This is a genomic window from uncultured Tateyamaria sp. (genome assembly GCF_947503385.1).
GTDB lineage: Bacteria > Pseudomonadota > Alphaproteobacteria > Rhodobacterales > Rhodobacteraceae > Tateyamaria.
In genome coordinates this window covers 1-20434 of sequence record NZ_CANNDO010000018.1, presented here as the reverse complement: position 1 = coordinate 20434, position 20434 = coordinate 1, and the positions used below count along the sequence as shown (strand labels likewise).

Sequence of the window (20434 nt, the reverse complement as noted above, 5' to 3'; positions counted from 1 at the left end):
GACACTCGAAGCCCGGCGCTTGCATCACCGACAGCACGCCGCATCATCAAGCCAACCAGATGAGCCAAACTCTCTCTCAGTTTAGGCCGCCATTGGTGCCAAAAACCCTGACGACGGACACCAGCATGATTGTGAGCACGCGCATCGTTGTCTCAGGGTTGTCGGGTGTTTCTGCGCCAAACCGGAAGTTTGAATTGGCTTCGTAGAGGTCGTGTGTGGATGCTCCCGGTTTCGCAAGGCGATTTTCAGACGGTTCTGGTTGCGTGATCGGTACCGGTCGTGTGTCAGGCCTCTGCATGTGGCTTGGGTCTGCCACGGGCCGTTATGGTGTTCGTGAGCTCTGGGTCTAAATCGATCTTTCGGACTTTTATGTCCTTGACCTCTATATGGTTTTCCCAAAGCTGAACGTGATCATTGCGCCCATAATCGTCTGTCGATCTCCTCACTTCACCAGTTCAACCTTGCGCTATGCAGCGGGCTGAAGCGGATTCTTTTTTGTCGGTTACGGCTTGGCGTATTGCACCAGACTTCCCGAGTAATCCTGTCCTTTCGTCATCATTGCCCATAGGGCGCGGGCCATTTTGTTGGCCATTGCAACAGCTACCATTTTGGCGGGTTTGCGAGCCAACAGCCGACCCAGCCAGCTCTGAGGGTCGATGCCTTTGGCAACCGCCCATCTCAGGCAAACGGTTGCGCCGGTGATCAGTAGCCGTCGCATATCCGACTGTCCCATCTTACTCACCCGACCGAGTTTGGTTTTTCCTCCGGTCGAATGTTGTCGCGGCACCAAGCCTAGCCAGGCTGCAAAGTCTCGTCCGCGCTGAAAACTTTCCATCGGCGGCGCAAAGGCCAAAAACGCAGCTGCGTTGATAGGCCCAATGCCTGGCATGGTCTGAAGTCTGCGTGCCGTATCGTCACGCTTCGCCGTGTCCTTCATCTGCCGTTCAAAGGCGGCGATGGAAGTGTTTAGCTGGGCGATTTGATGGAAATAGAGCCGTGCCGTTTCCAACACGAGATCTGGAACAAGATCAGGCTGTGCCTCCAGAACGTCTTCATAGTCAATCAAGGCGGCATTGCCCTTCGCGACGATGACCCCATGCTCTGCCAGATGACCCCGCAGGGTAATAAGCAATTGTGATCGCTGCCGCGTGAAGGTCTGATGGGTTCGAAACAGCATGGCCTGCGCCTGTTGATCCGGGCTCTTGACCGAAACAAACCGCATGTCCGGCTGCCGCACTGCAACTGCGATCGCAGCAGCGTCATTGGCGTCATTCTTGCTGCGTTTGACAAATGGCTTCACGTACATCGGTGCGATCAACCTGACGTCATGCCCATGGCTCTGTGCTTCACGGCCCCAATAGTGGCTGGTCGCGCAGGCCTCCATGGCCACAATACACTGGGGATGGCTGGCCAAGAGGTCGCTCAGCTTGCCACGCGAGTATTTGCGGTTGAATACGGTCACGCCTTCGGCTGTCGTCGCACAGACTTGAAACGAGTGCTTTGCAAGGTCGATGGCTAAAATGCTAACGTCGGTCATGGATGCTTTCTTTCATTCTCACTGACTTCCAACAAAGCCAGTCTGGCACATTGCGATGCCGTTGTGGGAGGGAGCATCCACCCCATCAACCTTCCAAAACACGTTTTGACCGCGCACATCCACCAACCCGAAATCGTGATGTTCGTCAGGATCATTTTCTGCGTCGAAGTTTTCGAAGCCGCCTACGGCTGCAATTGCCGCTCTTACAAACCCCTCCCCACCATCAATGACGGACGGAGTTACGACCAAACGCCCCGGTATGGCAAAGTTTGGATCGATCCCGAGACAGGCCAGCCTGCGGAATGCGTCATCCTGTGTAGCGATAGATTGGGTGTTCGGCTCTGCGGTGGCCGCTGCGGTGGAAGTCATGGATCTGTCCTTTCAGGATGGGTTGAAACCACAAATCCAAAAGCCTCCTTTCTCTTTTCTACAGCGTCGACCTCGGCGCACCGGTCTGACTTCTGGGCAAAACACCGGCGGCCCTCCTCCAATACCATGACTGCACAGAAGGCGTGGAACTGGAACTTCAACCGGATGGATGTCGCTCTTTTGCGGCGCGAGTTCAGCACCATCCTTCACAGAAGCTGCACCCAGCTTTTGTGAAGCACCAATGTCTAAGCCCATAACCGTCCACGAAACCGGGCGAACTCCACGCCTGAGCACTACATCGCAGACGCAGTGGGTAACGGAGAATTTGCCACCCTGTTTCGTTCCAACTTTTGCATAAGTATCTGATATAGAGGGGGTTCAAGCTTTTTAGGACTGCGATACAGCGCAAATCGCCGTTCGAGCAATAACGCTTCGAGTGAGGGAACAGTCTTTGTAAAGGGCACTAGTGCTTTCTGAATACTTAGCTCTGTCAGGCTGTCGTGGAGCTAGCGGCGGCGAAACATGTGGAAGCGCGTACAGACGAGGCATGCCTTAAAAGGTCCGGGCCCCAATCAGGTGAAATCCAGTTGCCGGGATCTCGGGCTTTCGTCGCTCATTGACCAAATGTGTTTTCTGTTTTTGACGCCATCAATTGAGCAAGATCAGGTCGACACGGGCACGCTGTTTCAGACCTTGACGTACCATAGCAAACTGGCAAGCTGAGTTTGACGAACGGAGGATCGCGTGCCCAGTTTCAGCTTTCGCGCCATCGACGCATCGGGTGTGTCCAGACGCGGTGCCCTCGTCGCACGGGACGAAAACGAAGCATTAGATAACCTTGCCCGCAAGGGCCTCACGGCCACGGACCTGCGGCCGAGCACGGGTGGTGCGGTGCCCTGGTGGCAACGCGAAGTCAATCTGTCGGGACCGAGCGCATCGCGGTTGCTGCCCGTGTTTGTTTCGCTTGCCACCCTGCTCAAAGCGCGTGTGCCACTGGCCGAAGCGCTAGGCTTCGTACAGGAACAAACGACCGACGTCCGACTCGCTACAGCAATCGGGGCCGTGCGGGACGACCTGGAAAACGGCCGCAGCCTCGGCCAGTCGCTTGAGGAACGAAGTGATGTGTTCACCAACCGCATTATCACGCTCCTTGGAATGGGAGAAGCGACAGACACCCTGCCTGAGACCTGCGACCGCGTGGTCACAATGTTGCGCAGCGAAGCAGAAGTCGCGTCAGAGATACGCTCGGCCATGATCTATCCCGTCATTCTTCTCTTTATGTCGACGCTCGTACTGGGGCTGCTGATCTTTTACCTCGTACCAACGCTGCTCCCGGTCTTTGACACCGCTTCTGCGGCGCCGCCGCCGATGTTGCGCGTTATGGACGGAATGCGGGTTGCGCTATTGTCTCGCGGGTGGTCGGTGCTGGCCATTGCTCTGGCGGGTGGAATGGCCGCCTATTTGCTGCGCGCTCCCCTAAAATCCCTACGCAACCGCCTTTTGGTACGCGCTCCGGTGACTGGTGCCTACCTGCGCAAACGCCACAGCCTGTCGCTATGTCAAACCCTTGGTGTGATGCTGGAAGCGGGGATGAGCAGCCTTGACGGTCTTGATGCCGCAGCCGAAGCGATGCCCATCGCGCCGTGGCGGCGAGACATCGCCAGCGCGCGGGCCGAGATAGAGGCGGGTACACCGGTTTCTGCCGCCGTGGCGCGGATCGGCTTTCTCGATCCCATGGCCAAATCACTGATCGTCGCCGGGGACGAAACCGACCAGTTGGCTCCTATGTTGCGCGCCGCAGCGATTGCCATGCAGGGAGAAACGCAAACAACCCTCAAACGTGCGTTATCGCTGCTGACCCCTGCCCTGACATTGGCAATTGGTCTGGTGGTGGGCGCGCTGATCGTGTCGACCATCACGGCCATTCTGGACCTCAATGATATCGCCTTTTGATCCCTCAGGCCGGCGTGCAGGCGTCACGCTGTTCGAGACGATGGTGTCACTCGCCATTCTATCGCTGATCCTCGCCGTTGCCGCCACGGCGGTCCGACCACCCTCGCCCCGCTTGCAAGCCGAAGCTACACTGTCAGAACTTGTGCGCCAAGCGCAGGAGGTGCGGTTACGGGCAATCGCTAGTGGAACAACCGCCGTGTTTGACACCGATACGCTGTGCGATGATGCAGCCAAGGTTCGGTTCTATCCTGATGGCTCCGCCACCGGCGGACCGCTTTGTGTCGCTGATCGGACCCTGACCCTGCGCCCCCTCACCGGAACGCTGGAGCCGGGATCGTGAGCCCGCGCAGTGGCTACAGCATTCTTGAAGTGCTTGTTGCATTTGCGGTCATGAGCATGGTCCTCGCTGTCCTGATCCCAGGTCAAACCCAACTGCTGGTGCGTGCATCGCAGGCGGCCGACCGGGCGCTGGCACATGATCTGGCGCTGTCTCGCTTGGATGAGGCGCATGTCTTGGGAACGCTGCGCGACGAGACGTACCGCGACTGGCGGGTCCTGACCGAAACTGCCATCCGCTCGGATGCGCGCCTGTTGACCGTTACCGTCACTTCGGCGGCGGGACGCCCCCTTGCGCAGGCACAGCGCCAGATTGCGATCCCCGATGCAGATTGAACACAGCCCCCACCCCAACCGAGCCGGGCTGTCTCTTGTGGAACTGCTGGTTGCTCTCGCACTGTTGTCGCTGATCGGAGCCGGGCTTGCAGGGGCATTTGGTGTGGGGGTCCGCGTGTTTGACCGCGCGGGACAACTTGGCATCCATCAGGATGAGATCGCTGCCCGCCGCCAGTTGCGGGCGTCACTGGTTCAGGCCCTGCCCGGCAGCCGCATCACGACGTTTCCCAACAGTTTTGTCGGCGCGCCCGACGACATGCAGTTCACCAGCCTGCAATCTACACCGTTTGCCCCAGACGCCGCCGCATCGCGCATCACGCTGCGTTGGGATGGGTCAACACTGAGTTTTGACTTTGAGCCGATGTCCGATGACGGGGAGACGCTTGGCCGGTGGTCTTACGCCATGTCCAACGATGTAGGAGAGGTCAGCTTTTCCTATCTCGACACGTCCGGGGATGCACCCGTCTGGCAAAGCAGTTGGGCTGACCGGCCCGACCTGCCCGCTCTGGTCAGGATCACCGCAACGGGTGGTGCCCCTGAATGGGTGGATTTTGTCGTGGCGCCGCGGCTCTGACGGGTCAATAGGCCAGATCAGCGTCCTCGCCCGACCCGCCCTCGGCCCCATCCCGTCCCAGCGAGCGGATGCCAAAGCTATCGTCATCTGCGGGCGGCGCATAAAGGTAGTCGCGGCCCCAAGGGTCCACAAGCGCTTCGGCCGTGGGCATATAGGGGCCGTTCCAATCCGTGTCGCCGGCAGGCCGGGTCAACAACACCGACAGCCCCTCGGCCTCGGTCGGGTAACGGCCGGTGTCCACGTAAAACAGTTGCACAGCACTGGCGAGGTTGTTGATCTGCAAATCCGCTGTCTCGCTTTTGGCCGTGCCGAGATAACCAATCACCCTCGGCCCCACGACGGCAGCAATCAGCGCAATGATCGACAACACAATCAGCACTTCGAGGATCGTAGCCCCTGTTCGGGCCGTCCACCTGTTTTTTCGACGTACGATCATGCGACGCCCCTCAACCAAACCGCCCACGCACTGAGACAAAGAAACGGGCCAAAGGCAATGCCGGTGCCGGCCAGGTCCCCGATTTTTTCCCGGCGCAGCGCAGTCAGCGCCAGCAGAGCCGCAATTGCGCCCAGTGACGCGAACAACGTCACGTATATCGGCGCGACCGGCCCCAGCCACGCGCCGACCCCGGCTATCAACTTCACATCGCCGAGGCCCAAAGCAGGCCGACCCATGGCAAGTTGCGCACCCCGCTGCACCAACAGAAAGACCCCTGCCCAGACCATGGCCCCAACCAGTGCCCAGACCCAGTCAAACGCAAGGCCTATACCGCTCGCCATCAACAACACAGCCGCCAAATCCGGCACTTCGAAGATCGCGAAATCACGGCAACTGATCCAGACCAGCAACAGAGCGAACACCGCAGCCATCCCTGCCATAGGCGCACCCGACAGCCACCACAACAGTGCGTAGACCACAAAGTGGACGGCAATGAGGGGTGTGTGTTTAATGGCGCGCATGGCTCGACGTAACATCTTGGCTTCGCACGGGGAACAGGGCTTTGCCCTCGTGGTAGTGCTGTTTTCGCTGGCCGTTCTGGCAGTGCTTTTTGCCACGGCGTCGACCCGCACACTGACCAGCCTCCAGTTTCAGACCGCCGAAGTGACTGCCGCCAAGCGCTTTGATGGCGATGTCGCCGCACTTGATGCACTCACGACGCTGGGTCGACCCGAAGGCGATCAGATGGCGTGGGGCGAGCGCATGCTGCGCCTGCAATCGACGGGCGGGCTGGTTGATCTGAATACCGCTGCCCCGGAACTGCTCGAACGGTTGCTGATCGGGTATGACCTGAGCGCACCGGAACGGGCCGAGGCCCTGTCCGCCTATCGTACTTGGCGCAGGCAGTCGCGGCGGTTGCAGCGGGTGGCGGATTTCGCCCGTGTCGCCGGTATCGACCCTGCCCGGCTGCCGAGTCTTGAGCGCCTCGCAACCGTGCACTCAGGGCGCAGCACCCTGTCTGGCGAACAGGCGCCCTTGCATCTGTTAACCCATCTCACCGGGCGTCAGGGCGAGCGCGAGACGTTGCTGTCGGCCCTGCCGCCAGAGGTTCTGGGCCCAGCCACGGCTGCCAGCTTTGCCGTGTTCGACGATGCCAAACGCATCGGCGTTATCGCCTTTGGAACCACCCGCGCACAGCATCGAATCTTGACCATCAACTGAGATCAAGACGCAGCAGCTCTTCCTCGCTTGTCACCCCCTGATCAACCAGTGCCCTTGCACTGTCGCGCAGCGGTTCAAACTGGCGCAAAAGTGACGCGCTGGGAATGTCCGCCGCACTGGTCACATGCACCAAATCAGCCGCCGCCTCTGCAGGTACCTTCATCAACTCGGTCACCACCGCGCGCCCCTTGTACCCGGTCTGGTCACAGCTATCGCACCCCGCGCCACTGCAAGTCGCGCAGAGCCGGCGTACCAGCCGCTGCGACATCACCCCGCGTAACGTCGCGCTCAGCAGATAACTCGGTATGCCAAGGTCCAGAAGGCGGTCCACCGCAGACAGACTGTCGTTGGTGTGCACTGTCGACAGGACCAACCGACCAACCAAGGCCGCACGCACCGCGATCTCTGCCGTTTCCTGATCCCGGATTTCGCCGATCAGAATGGTATCGGGGTCTTGCCGCAGGATCGCGCGCAGCGTGCGGGCAAAGGTCATGTCGATCTCGGGTCGAACCTGCACCTGCATGACACCCGGTACAGCGTATTCAACGGGGTCCTCGACCGTGATGACCTTGCGCGCATCAGTCGCCAGTTCCGACAACGCGGTATAAAGCGTGGTGGTTTTGCCTGACCCCGTTGGCCCGGCCGCAAGGAAAATGCCGCTCGCTTGCCCAAGGATGCCACGAATGTCGTCGCGCACGTTGGGGGCAAAGCCCAGCACCTCCCAATCCAGCGCCAGCGCCTCACGGTCGAGAATTCGCACCACAACGCTTTCACCGTGCTGTGCAGGCAATGTGGACAAGCGCAGATCTACGTTCCGACCCATCACCGCAATGCGCGCGCGCCCGTCCTGTGGCCGCCGCTTTTCCGAGATATTCAGATCCGCCATCACCTTCAGACGCGAAGTCACCATGGCCAGATCCTCGGACGTTAACGTCCGCACCACGCGCAATACCCCATCCACCCGGAACCGCACCCGCCCCATGCCATCCAGCGCCTCGATATGGACGTCCGAAGCACGATCCCCCACGGCCTGACTCAGCAGGTCGTTGGTGAGTGAAATTATCGGCCCTTCATTGCTGAGAAACCTCAGCCGCTCCACATCGCTGGCGGCATCGGCACCCACCTCCTTGGTGGCGTCCTGAGCATTGCCGAGGCTTTGCCGCACCGTGGAACGAGCACAAATCGCCGGCTCCACATCCTGACCCAAATGGAACGAAATGGACCGCATCGCATCGGCGCCACGCGGGTTTGACGTGGCAAATGTGATAGACCCGTTGTCGTTCTCCGTCACCGGGATTGCCTCGACCCGTTCTAGGAACGCGTGATCCAGCGGCAGAGACTTGATTAGCACCGGATCGATATCCGCGCCGGTTACGAATGGCAGGTCCAACCATTCGGCCACGTGCTGGTAGACCTGCGTTTCCGAGGCAAGGCCCAACTCCAGCAATGTGCGCTCCAATGCAGCACCTGTGCCCTGCGCCGCCTTCAGTGCCCGATCCGCCGCCGCACGCTTGAGAACGCCCTGCGCCACCAGCCCATCGGCTAGGTCTGAGTCATTAAAATCACGCAGACCACGAATTTGAACCATGGCGGGAAACTCTCTGTCTTTGTCCAATAGTTTGCGATATGTAGCTGCAAAACGCCCCCGGATAAATATCAACCAGAGGGGCTGGCAGGTGAAATGAGCAGGACGAAGACCTCGAACATCGGGACAGGACCGGTGCGGCTGCTGTCCAAAGCTGTGCCGGATTGGCTTGCGGCCCTGTTTTTGGGCCGTCCGCGTGCACGCGCCCTGTCTTTTGATGACGTCGAAACACTTACCCGGCGACACGGTCGCCACATCGCGCCGTGGGGCTGGCTGGACCCCAAAACGGAGCTGCCGAAAAAGATCGGTCGCGGCTTTGTGGATGTGGCACTGCCCGCGAACCGGGTGCTGAAACGCGAGGTGCATCTGCCGCGAACTCCGGGGCGGATGATCGAACGAGCCGTAACTCTGGACATGCTGCGACGCACACCCTTCAAGGCCGATCAGACCTATGCCGCTCTCTCAGACATCGAAATTGACAGTGCCGGAACACGCCTGACCCATTGGGTCGCCCGCCGCGACGACATCGACAGGCTACGCACCCGTCTTGCGGCTGCCGGGCTCAAGACCCGGCGGGTGACAGTAGAGGGCGTCCCGGCTGCTCCGCTGGTGGATTTCACCCCACAGACTTACCCCTCGGGCCGCCGCTGGCGCGCGCTCAATGCGGTAGCCCTTGTGGCCCTGCTGGGCGCGGGCGTTTGGATCTGGGCAGAACCGACCTTGCGTGCGCAGGACGCCTTGCGCGCTCAGACAGAAGAGTTGCAGCGGCTGACCGAAACGGCACTGACTCTGCGCCAATCCATAGAGGCGCAAGGAACCGAGCAAGGCGAACGCACCGCGTTCATGCAACGCATGACCCGGCGCACACCGATGGTGACCATGCTGCGGACCGCCACGGTGATATTGCCCGATACGGTCTGGATCACCGACATGGCCATAGACCGCAATCGTGTTGTAGTGCGGGGCAGCACGGCGGGGTCGGCCGCCCAGATGCTTTTGGACCTGCCGGACAACCGATTGCTGCTGAACCCGCAACTGGCCGGGCCAGTGTCACAGACCACCGATGGCCGGGAACGGTTCGAAATCGTGTTCCAGACACCGCACGGATCCTCATGATGCGATCCCGCGCGGCTTCTCTGTCCCTGTTGGCCGGCGTGCTGGCGCTTGTACCGCTGCTGTGGTTCGGCCTGTGGCAACCAGCACAGGCGTGGAAAGAGGCGCAGTTTACAGCGCTGGCCGACGCGCAGCAGCGCTCGGCGGCTCTGGCCCAACGGATTGAGACATTGAGTCGCGAGGCCGCGGCCTTGTCTGCCGCCACGCAGTTTGACGGCGTTTGGCAGGCCGCCAACGCGGGCGAGGCGACTGCGCGGGTTCAGGCACAACTGTCCGATTTGGCGCGCCAGAACGGGATCACTTTCCGCGCAATCTCGCCCCTGCGCACCGAGGCGATCCCTCTGAAAAACGCTGTCTCCTTCCGGGTAGAGGCCGAGGCACGGCTGGATCAGTTGACGACCTTCCTGCGTGCGGCTGAATATGCAAGCCCCGTGCTGGTGTTCGAAAAGGGGTCGCTCCGTCGGCTCAGTCGTCCGGGACCGCCCAGCGAACAGCCCATCCTGTTCTTTCAGTTTGACGTACTGGCCGCCTATGACATCGCGGAGGGCGGGTGATGCAGATCCTGCCGCTCATGGGAACAGCTGCATTGCTGGGGGCAGCCGGGATTGCCGGGTGGACTGCGTTGAACCAGAGCACTGCGGACATTGCGATTGTGGGCGCACGAGTCACCGGCGCAGAGACAACGGTCAATCCACGCCTGATCGATCTCACCCCCAATGCCCGTAACGAGGCTTTCTATACCGCAATCACCGACCGCCCGCTGTTTGCCGAAACCCGTCGTCCCTTTGTTGCCGAGGCCCCGGCACTCACGCCCGTCGAAGCGGAAGCCGAACCCGAGGCACCTGCCCCGCCTCCTGTCCTGCCGCCGCCCGAAGTGCGCCTGTTGGGTGTTCTCTCAGGTGGGGCACGCGAGGCAGCGCTTTTGTCCATCGCGGGCGGCGATCCTGAATGGTTCGACATTGGATCGGACATCGACGGCTGGCGCCTGTCAGACATCGCGCCAGCGGAAATCCAGCTGACACAAAATGAACGCGCACTCCGCGTCGAGCTTTACTAGAGGTAGTTTTCATGCAGTTGCTCAAAGCCACCCTTGCCTTTGCACTGATCCTCACGCTGGTCGGCTGTGATGACCTCAACGAGGTCAGCCGCTCTGCACCGCTCCTGGCCAATCAAAAACAGGGCGGCACCGCCGCAGACAGCAGTACGCGGGTGAACGACTTGCGCGGCGCGCTCAACAGCCCTCGCGGCAGCACCCGACGGCTTGGCACAGATGACTTTTTGGGCAGCGAAGGCGATGGCAACATCCCCGCGCGCGAATTGGTCGCGGTGTCGGATGATGGCGCGATCACCCTTAACCTCGTGGATGTGCCCATCGAAGAGGCCGCACGTGCCGTGCTTGGCGACACACTGGGTCGCAACTTTACTATCAAGCCCGGGGTGCAGGGCACCGTGACCCTCCAAACGACACGTCCCCTGACGAAAAAGGCGCTGCTCGAAACCTTTGAAACGATCCTCGAACTCAACGGTGCGACGCTCCAGATCGGCAATGACCTGATCACCGTACTGCCCACCGCTGGCGCACCGCGCCGCGTGTCCCGGCTCAACGATGGTGCGGCAATCGGGTCCCGTGTGGTGGCCGTACCGCTGGAATATATCGGCACCACGGAAATGGTGCGCCTGCTGGAACCCATCGCGGGTGCGTCCGTGGCGCTACAATCCATTCCGCAGCGCAATATCCTTCTGATCTCCGGCACCCGCGAGGAAATCAACGCAGCCATTGACGCCGTGAACCTCTTTGACGTGGACGTGCTTCAGGGCAAATCCGTCGGCCTCTACCGTCTGCGCGCGGCCGAACCCGAAGCGGTGGTCGAAGAGCTGAACCTGATCTTCGAAACAGGCGATGGCGGCAGTTTGCAAAACGTGTTGACCTTTGTGCCGTCGCAACGTCTGGGCGCGGTGCTGGTCGTTTCCTCGCGCAAAAGCTACCTGAGCGAGGCCGAACGCTGGATCCGCGACCTCGACCGCACCGCCGGCGGTACACAGCGGCGTCCGGTGGTCTACAACCTTCAGAACCGCTCTGCGGTGGATCTGGCTCCCATCCTGACGGACATGCTCACCGCCGAGGCCGAGACAGACAACACCGGGACCACTCAGGGCGCCGCCAAGATCGTGGCAGACGACACCAAGAATGCGATCATTGTCTGGGGCAATGACAAGGAACAGGACAGTTTCGCCCGCCTGATCCACGCGCTCGACACCACGCCGGTTCAAGTGCTGCTCGAGGCGACAATTGCCGAGGTTTCGCTGAACGATGAACTGGATTTCGGTCTGCGCTGGTTCTTTGAAAACGGGAACTTTGCCGGCACCTTCTCCGATGCCAGCAATGGCGGCACCGGCTCCACTTTCCCCGGTCTCAGCTTTGCCTTTTCCGGCGGGTCATCGGCGGTGACGCTGAATGCGCTGCAATCGGTTACGGACGTGAACGTGGTCTCCTCCCCGTCGCTTCTGGTGCTCGACAATCAGGAGGCGCAGTTGCAAATCGGGGACGAAGTGCCGATTGCCACGCAACAGGTTGTCGACACGACATCGACCACGGCGCCCATCGTCAACACGATCTCTTTCCGCGACACGGGTATCATCCTGACGGTCAAACCCCGTGTGTCCGCGTCGGGCCGGGTGATCCTCGACATTGAACAAGAGGTGTCGAGTGTGGCGAATACCACCACATCCGGCATCGACAGCCCTACGATCTCGACACGTCGCATAACGACGAACATCGCCGTAGACAACGGTCAGACCATCGCGCTTGGCGGGCTTATCGAGGAAAGCGGCAACACCACCCGCTCCAAAGTGCCAGGTGCCGGGGACATACCAGTATTGGGTGCACTCTTCCGGTCCAAAAACAACACAGTGTCCAAATCCGAATTGCTGGTTCTCATCACTCCCCGCGTGATCCGGAACGGTTCCGAAGCGCGGTCAGTCACGGATGAATTGCGCACCCGCATTCAGGGTGCCGACGGTCTGGTCCAGACCGGAATCGTCCAGCAAACGGTGGGGCACAGGATTCTGGATTGACCGTCGCTATTTGGGCCAAGTTGCCAACTCGTTGGCCATCTGAGGATCGGCGCGCAACCTCTCAAGAACCGCTGCAACCTCGGGATCAGTTCGCTTGGGTTTGAGCGGACTCATGATGATGATCCGTGTCTCGCCCTGCGACGTGTCCTGAACCAGTTTCAGCAACTCGGGCAGACGCTTGGCGCTGAACGCCCGCATCACGGCATTGGCCAGCATGGTCTTGGTGCCGAAGCTGTGGATTGCCGTGTCGCCTTTGACGCGCGGTCCAGTTCCGTCTTGCGCGGCCTTGTAAAGCGCCACGATGTCAGGCCACGCGGCCTTGAGCGCCGCGCCCTTGCCGGTCAAAAGGCCCGCCACCGCTGACGATGTCCGGTCCGAAAGCCCGCCCTCTTGCAAAAAACGGATAATGATCGGGATCGCCAGCGCATATTGCGGCGACGTCAATATACGCTGGTCCGTCGCAGAGCGACATTCGACACCCGCATCCTGCAATTGCGCCTTGAGCGGTTCAAGTTCAGACAGCACGATTTCGGTGCGTTCTTCTGGTGTAAATGCAGGCATGACGAGGCTCACACTCCCAATCTATAGAGGCCCTCCGGGTATCATCCGTATCACGATATTCTCAGCATTTGCCAAAGCATCTTCCAAAGGTTTCGACAGCTTTGTGCCTCCGAACCTGCGTACGAAAAGCTGGAATTGAAGGCCTTGCGAATTTGCGTGTGCGATTGCGTCCTTCAGTTGTCTTGTGAACGCTTGATACGCCACATTCTTGACCTCTGCGTAGATCCCGAGCGTCTCGTCGATGATATCTCCGCGGCGTTTGCGACCGTTGATCGTATAGTTCACTTCGCGCAATCCATCGCGGAACAGCTGAGCAACACGGTTTTCCGCAGCACGGCCCTTGGACGCGTTGTGGGCGCGGCGCGCATCGCCGACGATTTTCAGCCACCGCCCGGTACCTGCAAGCTGTCCTTGGATCAGTGACGATCGCGCCATGATGCCCGAACTGATCGAGGTCGTTGATCGCAACGGCATGACTGCATTGCCCGCCGACAGGAACGACTTTTCAGCTGTCGGCGCCAGACCTTCCGGATCCTTGAGGTTGAGCGGATCATTCTGAACGTAGGAATAAATGTTCAGATCACCGGCACGAAATTCAACAGGATCAGATTGGACGAATCGACCGATACTCGGGTCCAAGTGCCGCTTGCGGTAATATATCAACCCGCTTTCGCCATCATGTTCACGACCCGTGAACCCATAGGGTTGGTCCAGATCGCCCACAGTGGTGCGATTCCCAAAGGCGTCATAAGAGTAGGTTGCAACCACCGCGCCAGTTGTTGTGTCGACAACTGCGATGATCGATCCCAACCGGTCGGCATAAACCTCGTGCGCGATCCCCGCGCCGGGTGTTGCATCATCCGCATAGGCCTCGAACCCGATGGGCTCATCGACCATGGTGGTATGCGCCCAACGCCGCACCAGTGTGACGCTCTCGGCCTCTTCACTGGTGAACGATGCTGCGGCCTGCGGCGCTGCATCGGCGTTCAGCGGCGCAATACCAAGCGGACCTTCAAAATCACCGTCCAGCCCGAAACACTCGGGCGGCGATACTTCGAAGAAGTCCGGCACGATGAACAGCGGGAAGCCTTCGTCGAAAAGGAACCCGACAGTCATTGCCGTGGAACCCTCAGGGCCTTCCAGCCGGGTCTGCAAAATGTCGGAGACCGGGAAGCCGGTGGTCAACAACGCGTCACGCGTGATCCCGTCGCGCTGCAGCGCGAGGTCACAGGCTGCCGCCTGAATCGGGTCAGGTTCACCCGGACCGCCGCCGGGTCCACCGGGCCCGCCTCCGATCAATTCCGAACACGCTGCCGGAACGTCGCCGCGGAACAGGAATTCCAGCGTCTCGTTCAGTTGGAAACCTTCCGCCCCTGCTGCCACCAGCAGGTCAAAGGTCATCAACGCGTCCGGTCCGCCGAACTGGTCGATCAGTTCGTTTGTGAGGCCCGGCAACGGGAAGTCACTGCCAAAAATGTCTCGGATCGGGATACCAGCCAGCGCAAATTGTGCGTTGCAGGACGCAAAGGCCGGGTCGCCGCCACCGCCGCCTGTATTGTCTTCAGGCCCGACAACCGCGAATTCCAGCAGGATGTCATCATGCATCAACATCTCGTCTTTGGAAAAGTCGTAGATGAAGGCCGTGGCATTCCGGCCCTGCACCTTGGCGATCCGACGGTCCAGCGCGTCATAGTGATACGCCGTCTCTTGGCCGTTCGCGTCGGTGTAGGAAATCAACCGGTTCTGGCTGTTGTAGGCGTATAGCTCGGTCGCACCATCCACTTTGGACGTCTTGCTGATACGGTTGCCCTTTTCGTCATACCCGTAGGTAAAGCCGTCATCTTCCAGCAAGCGATTATGCGCATCGCTGCTGTAAAGCGCGGACAGTTGCGACGACAGTCGGTTGCCCTCCTGATCGTAGGCATAGTCCTCAACCGGGATCGGTGTGCCGCCATCTGCCACCGGAACGCCTTGCGACACCTGAACAAGCCGGTTCAGCGCATCGTAGGCAAAGCTCTTGGACAGCGCCGGGTCCAGCAAGTTCTGCGCACCGATCAGTTGCCCATCCACTTCGTAGAGATAGGTCAGATCGGTCAGGGTCACGCCATTCTGTGCATGGTTCAGTGCCGACAGCAGGCCATTTTCATAGGTCATGCCGGACAAGCGCCCTGTGGTCGACGTCAGCCCGGTCCGGCGCCCGAAATCATCATACGACATGCCATAGTCAACGCCCCACGGCGTGCGCAATTCGGCCAGACGGTCTTCGGCGTCAAACACGTAGCCATAAACACCGCCCAAGCTGTCTTCGACCGCACTCCGGCGATCCAGAGCATCGTAGCTAAAGGTAAGCGTCACGGCTGGTTGCACACCCAGAGTCCCGTCCGTTGTCGCAGTGATCGGGCGGTTCCGGTTATCGTAGGTCATGGTGACGCGGCTGTCGTCATCCTCGGCAAGGATGATGTTGTCCCGTGCGTCATAGGCGAACCGCATCGTGTTGTCGGGTGTCACCACCTCAATCCGGCGGCCCTTGTCATCATAGGTGGCCGTTTCAACGCCGCCATCCTCGCGGGTAACCGAAACGACGTTGTCGCGGCGATCATAAGACATCGCCATGATCTGGTTGAGCGGATTGGACCGCTGCACCACACGGTCGCGCCCGTCATAGTCAAATGTCGTGACACCACCCCGCCCGTCCGTCACCTGAACAAGGTTGTCGCGAACATCGTAGACAAAGGATTTTTCAAAGCCCTCGGCATCAACCACTCGGGTGACCCGGCTGACAGCGTCGTAATCATAGGTTTGCGTCGCGCCGTCGCCGCGGACCTGTTCGATGACCTCTCCGGCTGGATTGAACGTGCGCACCAACGGACCGTCAGACGGATCATCAAGCCGCACAAGCCGTTCGAGGCTGTCATAGGTCATGGTCGTCGCAAGACCGGATTCGTCGATCACCTGCGTCAGGTTGCCAACACCGTCATAGGCATAGGTCTGCACCCCATCCACAACCGGAGCCGCGTTGAACGCAGCCAGGGTCAGCGGCGCCTGGCCTGCCGGTGCCGCATCCACGATATCCAGCGATATGATCCGGTTATCAGCGTCAAACTCGCGCAATATGCGCCGCGCCACATCGGTGCCCGCACTCTCGGTGAGTTCGTTGACATTCCCTTGCGCATCGTAGCTCAGCGTGCTGGACGATCCGTCCGCATAGATGACCTCGCCCACATTCAGATCACTCAGGTAATTGATCCGCGTGACGTTGCCCCGTTCGTCCGTCAACGTGCGCAACTGGCCTCGCGACGTGTACGTCCTGCGCTGAACACCGCCCTCTGGATCAATCACGGCAGTCACTTCACCGAAGGCGTCGTACTCATACGATGTGACAAAACCGTCCCCATCGGTCATGGACACGATCTTGTTAAATTCCGGCTCATAGACGTAACTCATCACCCGTTGCGCCGGTGTGCCAAAGGACTCCGCCACTTGCGTGATGTTGGCCCGCCCGTCATAGCTCAGCAGATCGACCCGCACGCCGCCGGGCGTATTGTCCGATGGCCGCTCCAGCCGTTCGACCAGATCGTTGAAATCACGCTCCATCCGGGTGACGCGCCCCAGCGGATCGGTCATCTGAATGGTCGAGCCAAAGCTGTTGACGACAATCTCTGACACCTCACCTTTTCGGTCGGTGACAGTGGTGACGCGGTCCTCGGGGGCCACATAGGGACGCGGGCTGGCCACGGCGCCACCCAGACCATCCACCAGCCCCAACGAGGCTGCGACCTGATTGCGTACACTCGATCCGTCCGGCAGCGTCAGACCGTTCGTCTTGCCCGTATCGTCGTGGGTATAGACCGTCTCGTTTCCGTTTTGGTTAATCGTCGAATTGAGCCGCCCGAACTCGTCATAGGCAAAGCTCATCTGATCACCATCAGGCGCCGTGATGCCGACCAGTTGAACGTCCTGATACTCCATCTCGGTCACGCGACCATCAGGATAGGTGACCGTCGCCAGCCGCCCGCGGGCGTCATAGGCCATTTGCATGGTGCCCCCGACTTGGTCGGTGACGGCTGTCAGCGCACCGTTCGCGTCATATGCAAATTCACGGCGATTGCCTTGCGTATCGACCTCGGCGACCTGCAAACCATCAGCATTAAAGATGACCTTGTTGCCATCCTTGTACCGACGCTCCCAACCACCGTCCGGCAGTGCGACAAGCGTGGAAAACTCGCCCTTGCCCGCGACCAGATTGCCATCCGCAGAGGGTTTTGAGAAATCAATCGTGACCGAAAAGCGCTGCAAGGTCACAAGGTCCAGCGAACCGTCACCATCGACATCCGCCGCTTCCTGATTGGCCACGCCATAGTCAAAAAGACCAATCTCTGGCGGCTGGAATGTGCCATCGCCGTTGCCCCGGTAGACCGATACTTCTGACCCGTTGGCAGTGCCGTAGCTCAGGATCAGATCCTGGAACCCGTCGCCCTGCACATCCAGCAGGAACGAATAAGGCTGTCCGCTGGTCAGACTGGCCGGGAAGGGCAGGATTTCCGGCGCAAAGAAGAACCCGGTCGGATTGCGCAGGAACACCTGCACCCCGCCGGGTGCGTGGGTCGCGATCAGATCGTCCAGACCATCGCCATTCAGGTCCGCGACATCGAAATACTTGCCAAGCAGGTCAGTCCCCGCCCCGCCCAGGTCATCATCGAACAGGTCATAGTTCCGGTTGCCCCGGTTGATGATGATCTGAATGCCATCATCAATGCGGTAGATGATGTCGCGCAGCCCGTCTCCGTTAATGTCACCGGTTTCAATCTGTAACCCAGAGTTGCCAAAGGGCTGGACCGCGACGCGTTGACGGAACCGTCCGGACTCGCCGCCGTAATCAACGTAAATCTCGGTGTTGCCAATCCCGAAGAAGCCCGCAAACCGGCTAAAGATCGCGTCTTCGAACCCGTCGCCATCGACATCGTCCACCATGATCGAAGTCAGCTGACCAAAATTGGTGATCGCAATCTGCTTTTCGTACGCGCCAAGCCCGAGGTTTTCCAGATAGGCCAGCGTGTCGGAACCTTGCGCGGTATACGCGATATCCGCCAAATCGTCGCCGTTCAGATCAATCGGCAGCGCGCCCTGAATGTTCGGAAAAAAGATGCCGGTCGGCGGCACATCGTTGCCCTCTTCGACCTCGACGCTTGCCCCCTCGACGAACTCGCGGTCGCCCAGATTGATCAATGTGCGAACGGTGCCATCCCCGGAGTTGCCAAAGACAACGTCCAGATCGCCGTCACCATCCAGATCTGCTGTGGAAATCCCCTGTGGACCAACCGCCTGGAAGGTCAGGCGTGCACCTTCATCGAATTCAGAGAACGTCGGCTCCGGATCGAACACCTCGACGCTGTCATCGTCGATGATAGCGACCTTTCCATCCGGCCGTTGCACCAGCTTCTGAAGCTCATCAATCGCCCAGCCCTGACCATAGGGGCTTTGGGTCTGGTTTTGCACATAAAGCTCGCCCCGATACACTCCCGACACAGTCGAGCAGGCATAAGACGCGCTGGAATAATAGGTATAGTCGTACCGTCCCGCAGACAGACCTGTGGCGTCAAACGGCATCGACTGGCGCAGGGTCACAGCCTCACCGACCAATGCGGGTGTGGTGCCATCCACCGCGATGCGTGGCGTCCAACTGGCCTTGTCTTCGATGCTCAGGCCCGACAGATCAATGCGCGTCTGCACCGTCTCGGGCAGCGACGCGGTGTCGGCAATCGTCACGTCGCCCGCAACGATCACAGTCGGGTCAGCCGCAACCGAGTTATAGGACAGCCCGATTTCCTGAAAGGTATTAAAGGCGCGATATCCTGGAAGCGTATAGACCTCGGGCAGATTTCCCTCGAACGGGGTCAGCTCGCGGTTGTTGCCGTCGTTCATGTCGGCAGAGGCAATTGCCACCGGCGCTTGTGGCAAGAAGGTGAACAGCGCAGGGCCTTTGAATGCCACCGCAGAGGCAGACACCGTGGCACCACCTGCATCCACCATCGCGGATGCGTTGGGCCGGAACAGGCCGTTGCCGCTGTTCAACCGCCACAGCTCAAGCTGGGTCGCTTCGGGCAGTTCGTCCACGTTCGGACCGCTCACCGTGATGCCAGCGGTAAAAATCGCACCGGGTGCAGCCAGCGCGTAAATCTGGCAGGCGTTGGTCTCTTCGGGCAGGCCCGGCTGGTCAAAGAGACGCGGCAAGGAGCCTAGGCAAATCTCGCCCGCATAGGCTGCGCCCGTACCATCCTGAATCGTGTCGGCAGCCACGGTGACCGTCACACCCGACACCGCACTGGCCAGCACCGTCTCGACCCCCTGCAGCACCGGCGCACAGCCGTCGCCCAACGGGGTCAGCAGGAAATCAGGGTTCAGGTCACGAATCTGGTTCTCCGTAACCGTGATCACGCGATTGTCCGCGCTATATCCGCCCGGACCGCCATTCGCTGACGGTTCGACGAAAATCTGCTCGGACCCCGCCTCGAGCGAGCCGATGGAAAATGTGCCATCGGCCTCTGTCAGTGTCATCACCGCAGCGTCGCGCAGACGCACCGGAATACCCGCCAACGGCGTCTCGATCCCATTGGCAAAATCCACCGCATCAAGCACGCGGCCCGAAATCGCCGTGTCTCCCGCATCCGCAGGCACAACCGTGATGCTCAGCGTATCGCGATCCGTCAACGAGCCGTCCGAAACTCCCACTGCAAAGCTGTAATCGCCCTCCTGCCCCACTTCGGGCCGGAACCGCACGGCCCCGGTCGACGCATCTAGCGTCACGCCCGCAGGCAGCGGCAGCGGATCGGCAAAGAAGTTGATCGCATCGCCATCAGGATCATCACCAGTCAGGTCCAACACCAGTTCCAGACCCAACTCGACCGTGTAGAGCGGTGCAATGGGGCCAAGGATTGGCGCCTGATTTCCAGAAAGCACCTCAATATCAATGGTTTGAACAGCATTCGCCACACCGTCAGACACGGTGACCTGCAACACATAGGCACCTTGCGTTTCGGACAGGAAACCAACCGTACCACCGCCCAGATCCATCAGCATCGGATCGGCACCGGCAGGCGCCGTAATGATCTCATAGACAAAGCTCAGCGCATCGCCATCCGGGTCCACCGATGCCGCCGCGCTGTAAATCGCCTCGGCGCCATTACCGATCTCTGCCGGGCCGGTCAGGCTAGCCACGGGGGCGCGGTTGGGCACGTCCAATGTCACCGAAACCACGGGCGAAGTGAACTCGAAATCCGACACAACCAGATCGAACTCGTAGGTGCCTTGGGTGTCGGGGGTAAAGGTCGGCATGACCGC

Annotated in this window: 16 protein-coding genes and 1 pseudogene; 9 read left to right on the top strand and 8 right to left on the bottom strand. The window is 60.2% G+C overall.

Annotated features, from left to right (window positions below; all coding sequences use genetic code 11):
• Window positions 1–76: 76 nt before the first annotated feature.
• From Q1A85_RS22725 to Q1A85_RS22715, 3 genes and pseudogenes are all read right to left on the bottom strand, one after another.
• Window positions 77–211 (bottom strand): annotated as a pseudogene (locus Q1A85_RS22725) (DUF3768 domain-containing protein); the annotation flags it as partial.
• 291 nt (window positions 212–502) lie between these two features.
• Window positions 503–1537 carry an IS110 family transposase gene (locus Q1A85_RS22720; protein WP_299695297.1) on the bottom strand — a complete coding sequence of 345 codons (1035 nt, stop codon included), beginning with the start codon at window positions 1535–1537 and terminating at the stop codon, window positions 503–505.
• 18 nt (window positions 1538–1555) lie between these two features.
• Complete coding sequence (locus Q1A85_RS22715) at window positions 1556–1906, bottom strand: DUF3768 domain-containing protein (RefSeq protein WP_299695294.1); 351 nt, start codon at window positions 1904–1906, stop codon at window positions 1556–1558.
• Between the two features lie 744 nt (window positions 1907–2650).
• Here Q1A85_RS22715 and Q1A85_RS22710 point away from each other — a divergent pair.
• The 4 genes from Q1A85_RS22710 to Q1A85_RS22695 are packed head-to-tail and all read left to right on the top strand — an operon-like array spanning window position 2651 to window position 5105.
• A complete protein-coding gene (locus Q1A85_RS22710; protein WP_299695291.1) occupies window positions 2651–3859 on the top strand; it encodes a type II secretion system F family protein in 1209 nt (402 codons plus the stop codon).
• A complete protein-coding gene (locus Q1A85_RS22705) occupies window positions 3843–4199 on the top strand; it encodes a prepilin-type N-terminal cleavage/methylation domain-containing protein (protein WP_299695288.1) in 357 nt (118 codons plus the stop codon). Before Q1A85_RS22710 ends, Q1A85_RS22705 begins: the two co-directional genes overlap by 17 nt.
• On the top strand, window positions 4196–4531 hold the full coding sequence (locus Q1A85_RS22700) for a type II secretion system protein (protein WP_299695285.1): 336 nt from the start codon (window positions 4196–4198) through the stop codon (window positions 4529–4531). Before Q1A85_RS22705 ends, Q1A85_RS22700 begins: the two co-directional genes overlap by 4 nt.
• The gene (locus tag Q1A85_RS22695) at window positions 4521–5105 is read left to right on the top strand and encodes a prepilin-type N-terminal cleavage/methylation domain-containing protein (protein ID WP_299695282.1); all 585 of its coding nucleotides are present in this window, start codon (window positions 4521–4523) and stop codon (window positions 5103–5105) included. Before Q1A85_RS22700 ends, Q1A85_RS22695 begins: the two co-directional genes overlap by 11 nt.
• Window positions 5106–5109: 4 nt before the next feature.
• Here Q1A85_RS22695 and gspG read toward each other — a convergent pair whose 3' ends face one another.
• Complete coding sequence (gene gspG, locus Q1A85_RS22690) at window positions 5110–5541, bottom strand: type II secretion system major pseudopilin GspG (protein WP_299695279.1); 432 nt, start codon at window positions 5539–5541, stop codon at window positions 5110–5112.
• Window positions 5538–6062 (bottom strand): A24 family peptidase, encoded by a 525-nt coding sequence (locus tag Q1A85_RS22685; protein ID WP_299695276.1) that lies wholly within the window; start codon window positions 6060–6062, stop codon window positions 5538–5540. Before Q1A85_RS22685 ends, gspG begins: the two co-directional genes overlap by 4 nt.
• On the opposite strand from Q1A85_RS22685, the gene Q1A85_RS22680 reads away from it, so the two are divergent.
• The gene (locus Q1A85_RS22680) at window positions 6061–6762 is read left to right on the top strand and encodes a hypothetical protein (protein ID WP_299695273.1); all 702 of its coding nucleotides are present in this window, start codon (window positions 6061–6063) and stop codon (window positions 6760–6762) included. The two genes, Q1A85_RS22685 and Q1A85_RS22680, sit on opposite strands and share 2 nt — an antisense overlap.
• Here Q1A85_RS22680 and Q1A85_RS22675 read toward each other — a convergent pair.
• Window positions 6755–8350, bottom strand: a complete 1596-nt coding sequence (locus Q1A85_RS22675) for a type II/IV secretion system protein (RefSeq protein WP_299695270.1) — start codon at window positions 8348–8350, stop codon at window positions 6755–6757. The genes Q1A85_RS22680 and Q1A85_RS22675 overlap by 8 nt on opposite strands.
• Before the next feature lie 93 nt (window positions 8351–8443).
• Between Q1A85_RS22675 and Q1A85_RS22670 the strand changes: the two genes are divergently transcribed.
• The 4 genes from Q1A85_RS22670 to gspD are packed head-to-tail and all read left to right on the top strand — an operon-like array spanning window position 8444 to window position 12535.
• Entirely contained in the window at window positions 8444–9463 is a 1020-nt protein-coding gene (locus Q1A85_RS22670; RefSeq protein ID WP_299695267.1) for a PilN domain-containing protein, read from the top strand.
• Entirely contained in the window at window positions 9460–10014 is a 555-nt protein-coding gene (locus Q1A85_RS22665; RefSeq protein WP_299695264.1) for a GspMb/PilO family protein, read from the top strand. The genes Q1A85_RS22670 and Q1A85_RS22665 overlap by 4 nt, the downstream gene beginning before the upstream one ends.
• A complete protein-coding gene (locus tag Q1A85_RS22660) occupies window positions 10014–10517 on the top strand; it encodes a hypothetical protein (RefSeq protein ID WP_299695261.1) in 504 nt (167 codons plus the stop codon). Before Q1A85_RS22665 ends, Q1A85_RS22660 begins: the two co-directional genes overlap by 1 nt.
• Window positions 10518–10528: 11 nt before the next feature.
• Entirely contained in the window at window positions 10529–12535 is a 2007-nt protein-coding gene (gspD, locus tag Q1A85_RS22655) for a type II secretion system secretin GspD (RefSeq protein ID WP_299695258.1), read from the top strand.
• 6 nt (window positions 12536–12541) lie between these two features.
• Here the strand turns inward: gspD and Q1A85_RS22650 are convergent, their stop codons facing one another.
• Window positions 12542–13096 carry a hypothetical protein gene (locus Q1A85_RS22650; RefSeq protein ID WP_299695255.1) on the bottom strand — a complete coding sequence of 185 codons (555 nt, stop codon included), beginning with the start codon at window positions 13094–13096 and terminating at the stop codon, window positions 12542–12544.
• A 21-nt stretch (window positions 13097–13117) separates the two neighbouring features.
• On the bottom strand, window positions 13118–20428 hold the full coding sequence (locus tag Q1A85_RS22645; RefSeq protein WP_299695253.1) for an FG-GAP-like repeat-containing protein: 7311 nt from the start codon (window positions 20426–20428) through the stop codon (window positions 13118–13120).
• Window positions 20429–20434: the final 6 nt, after the last annotated feature.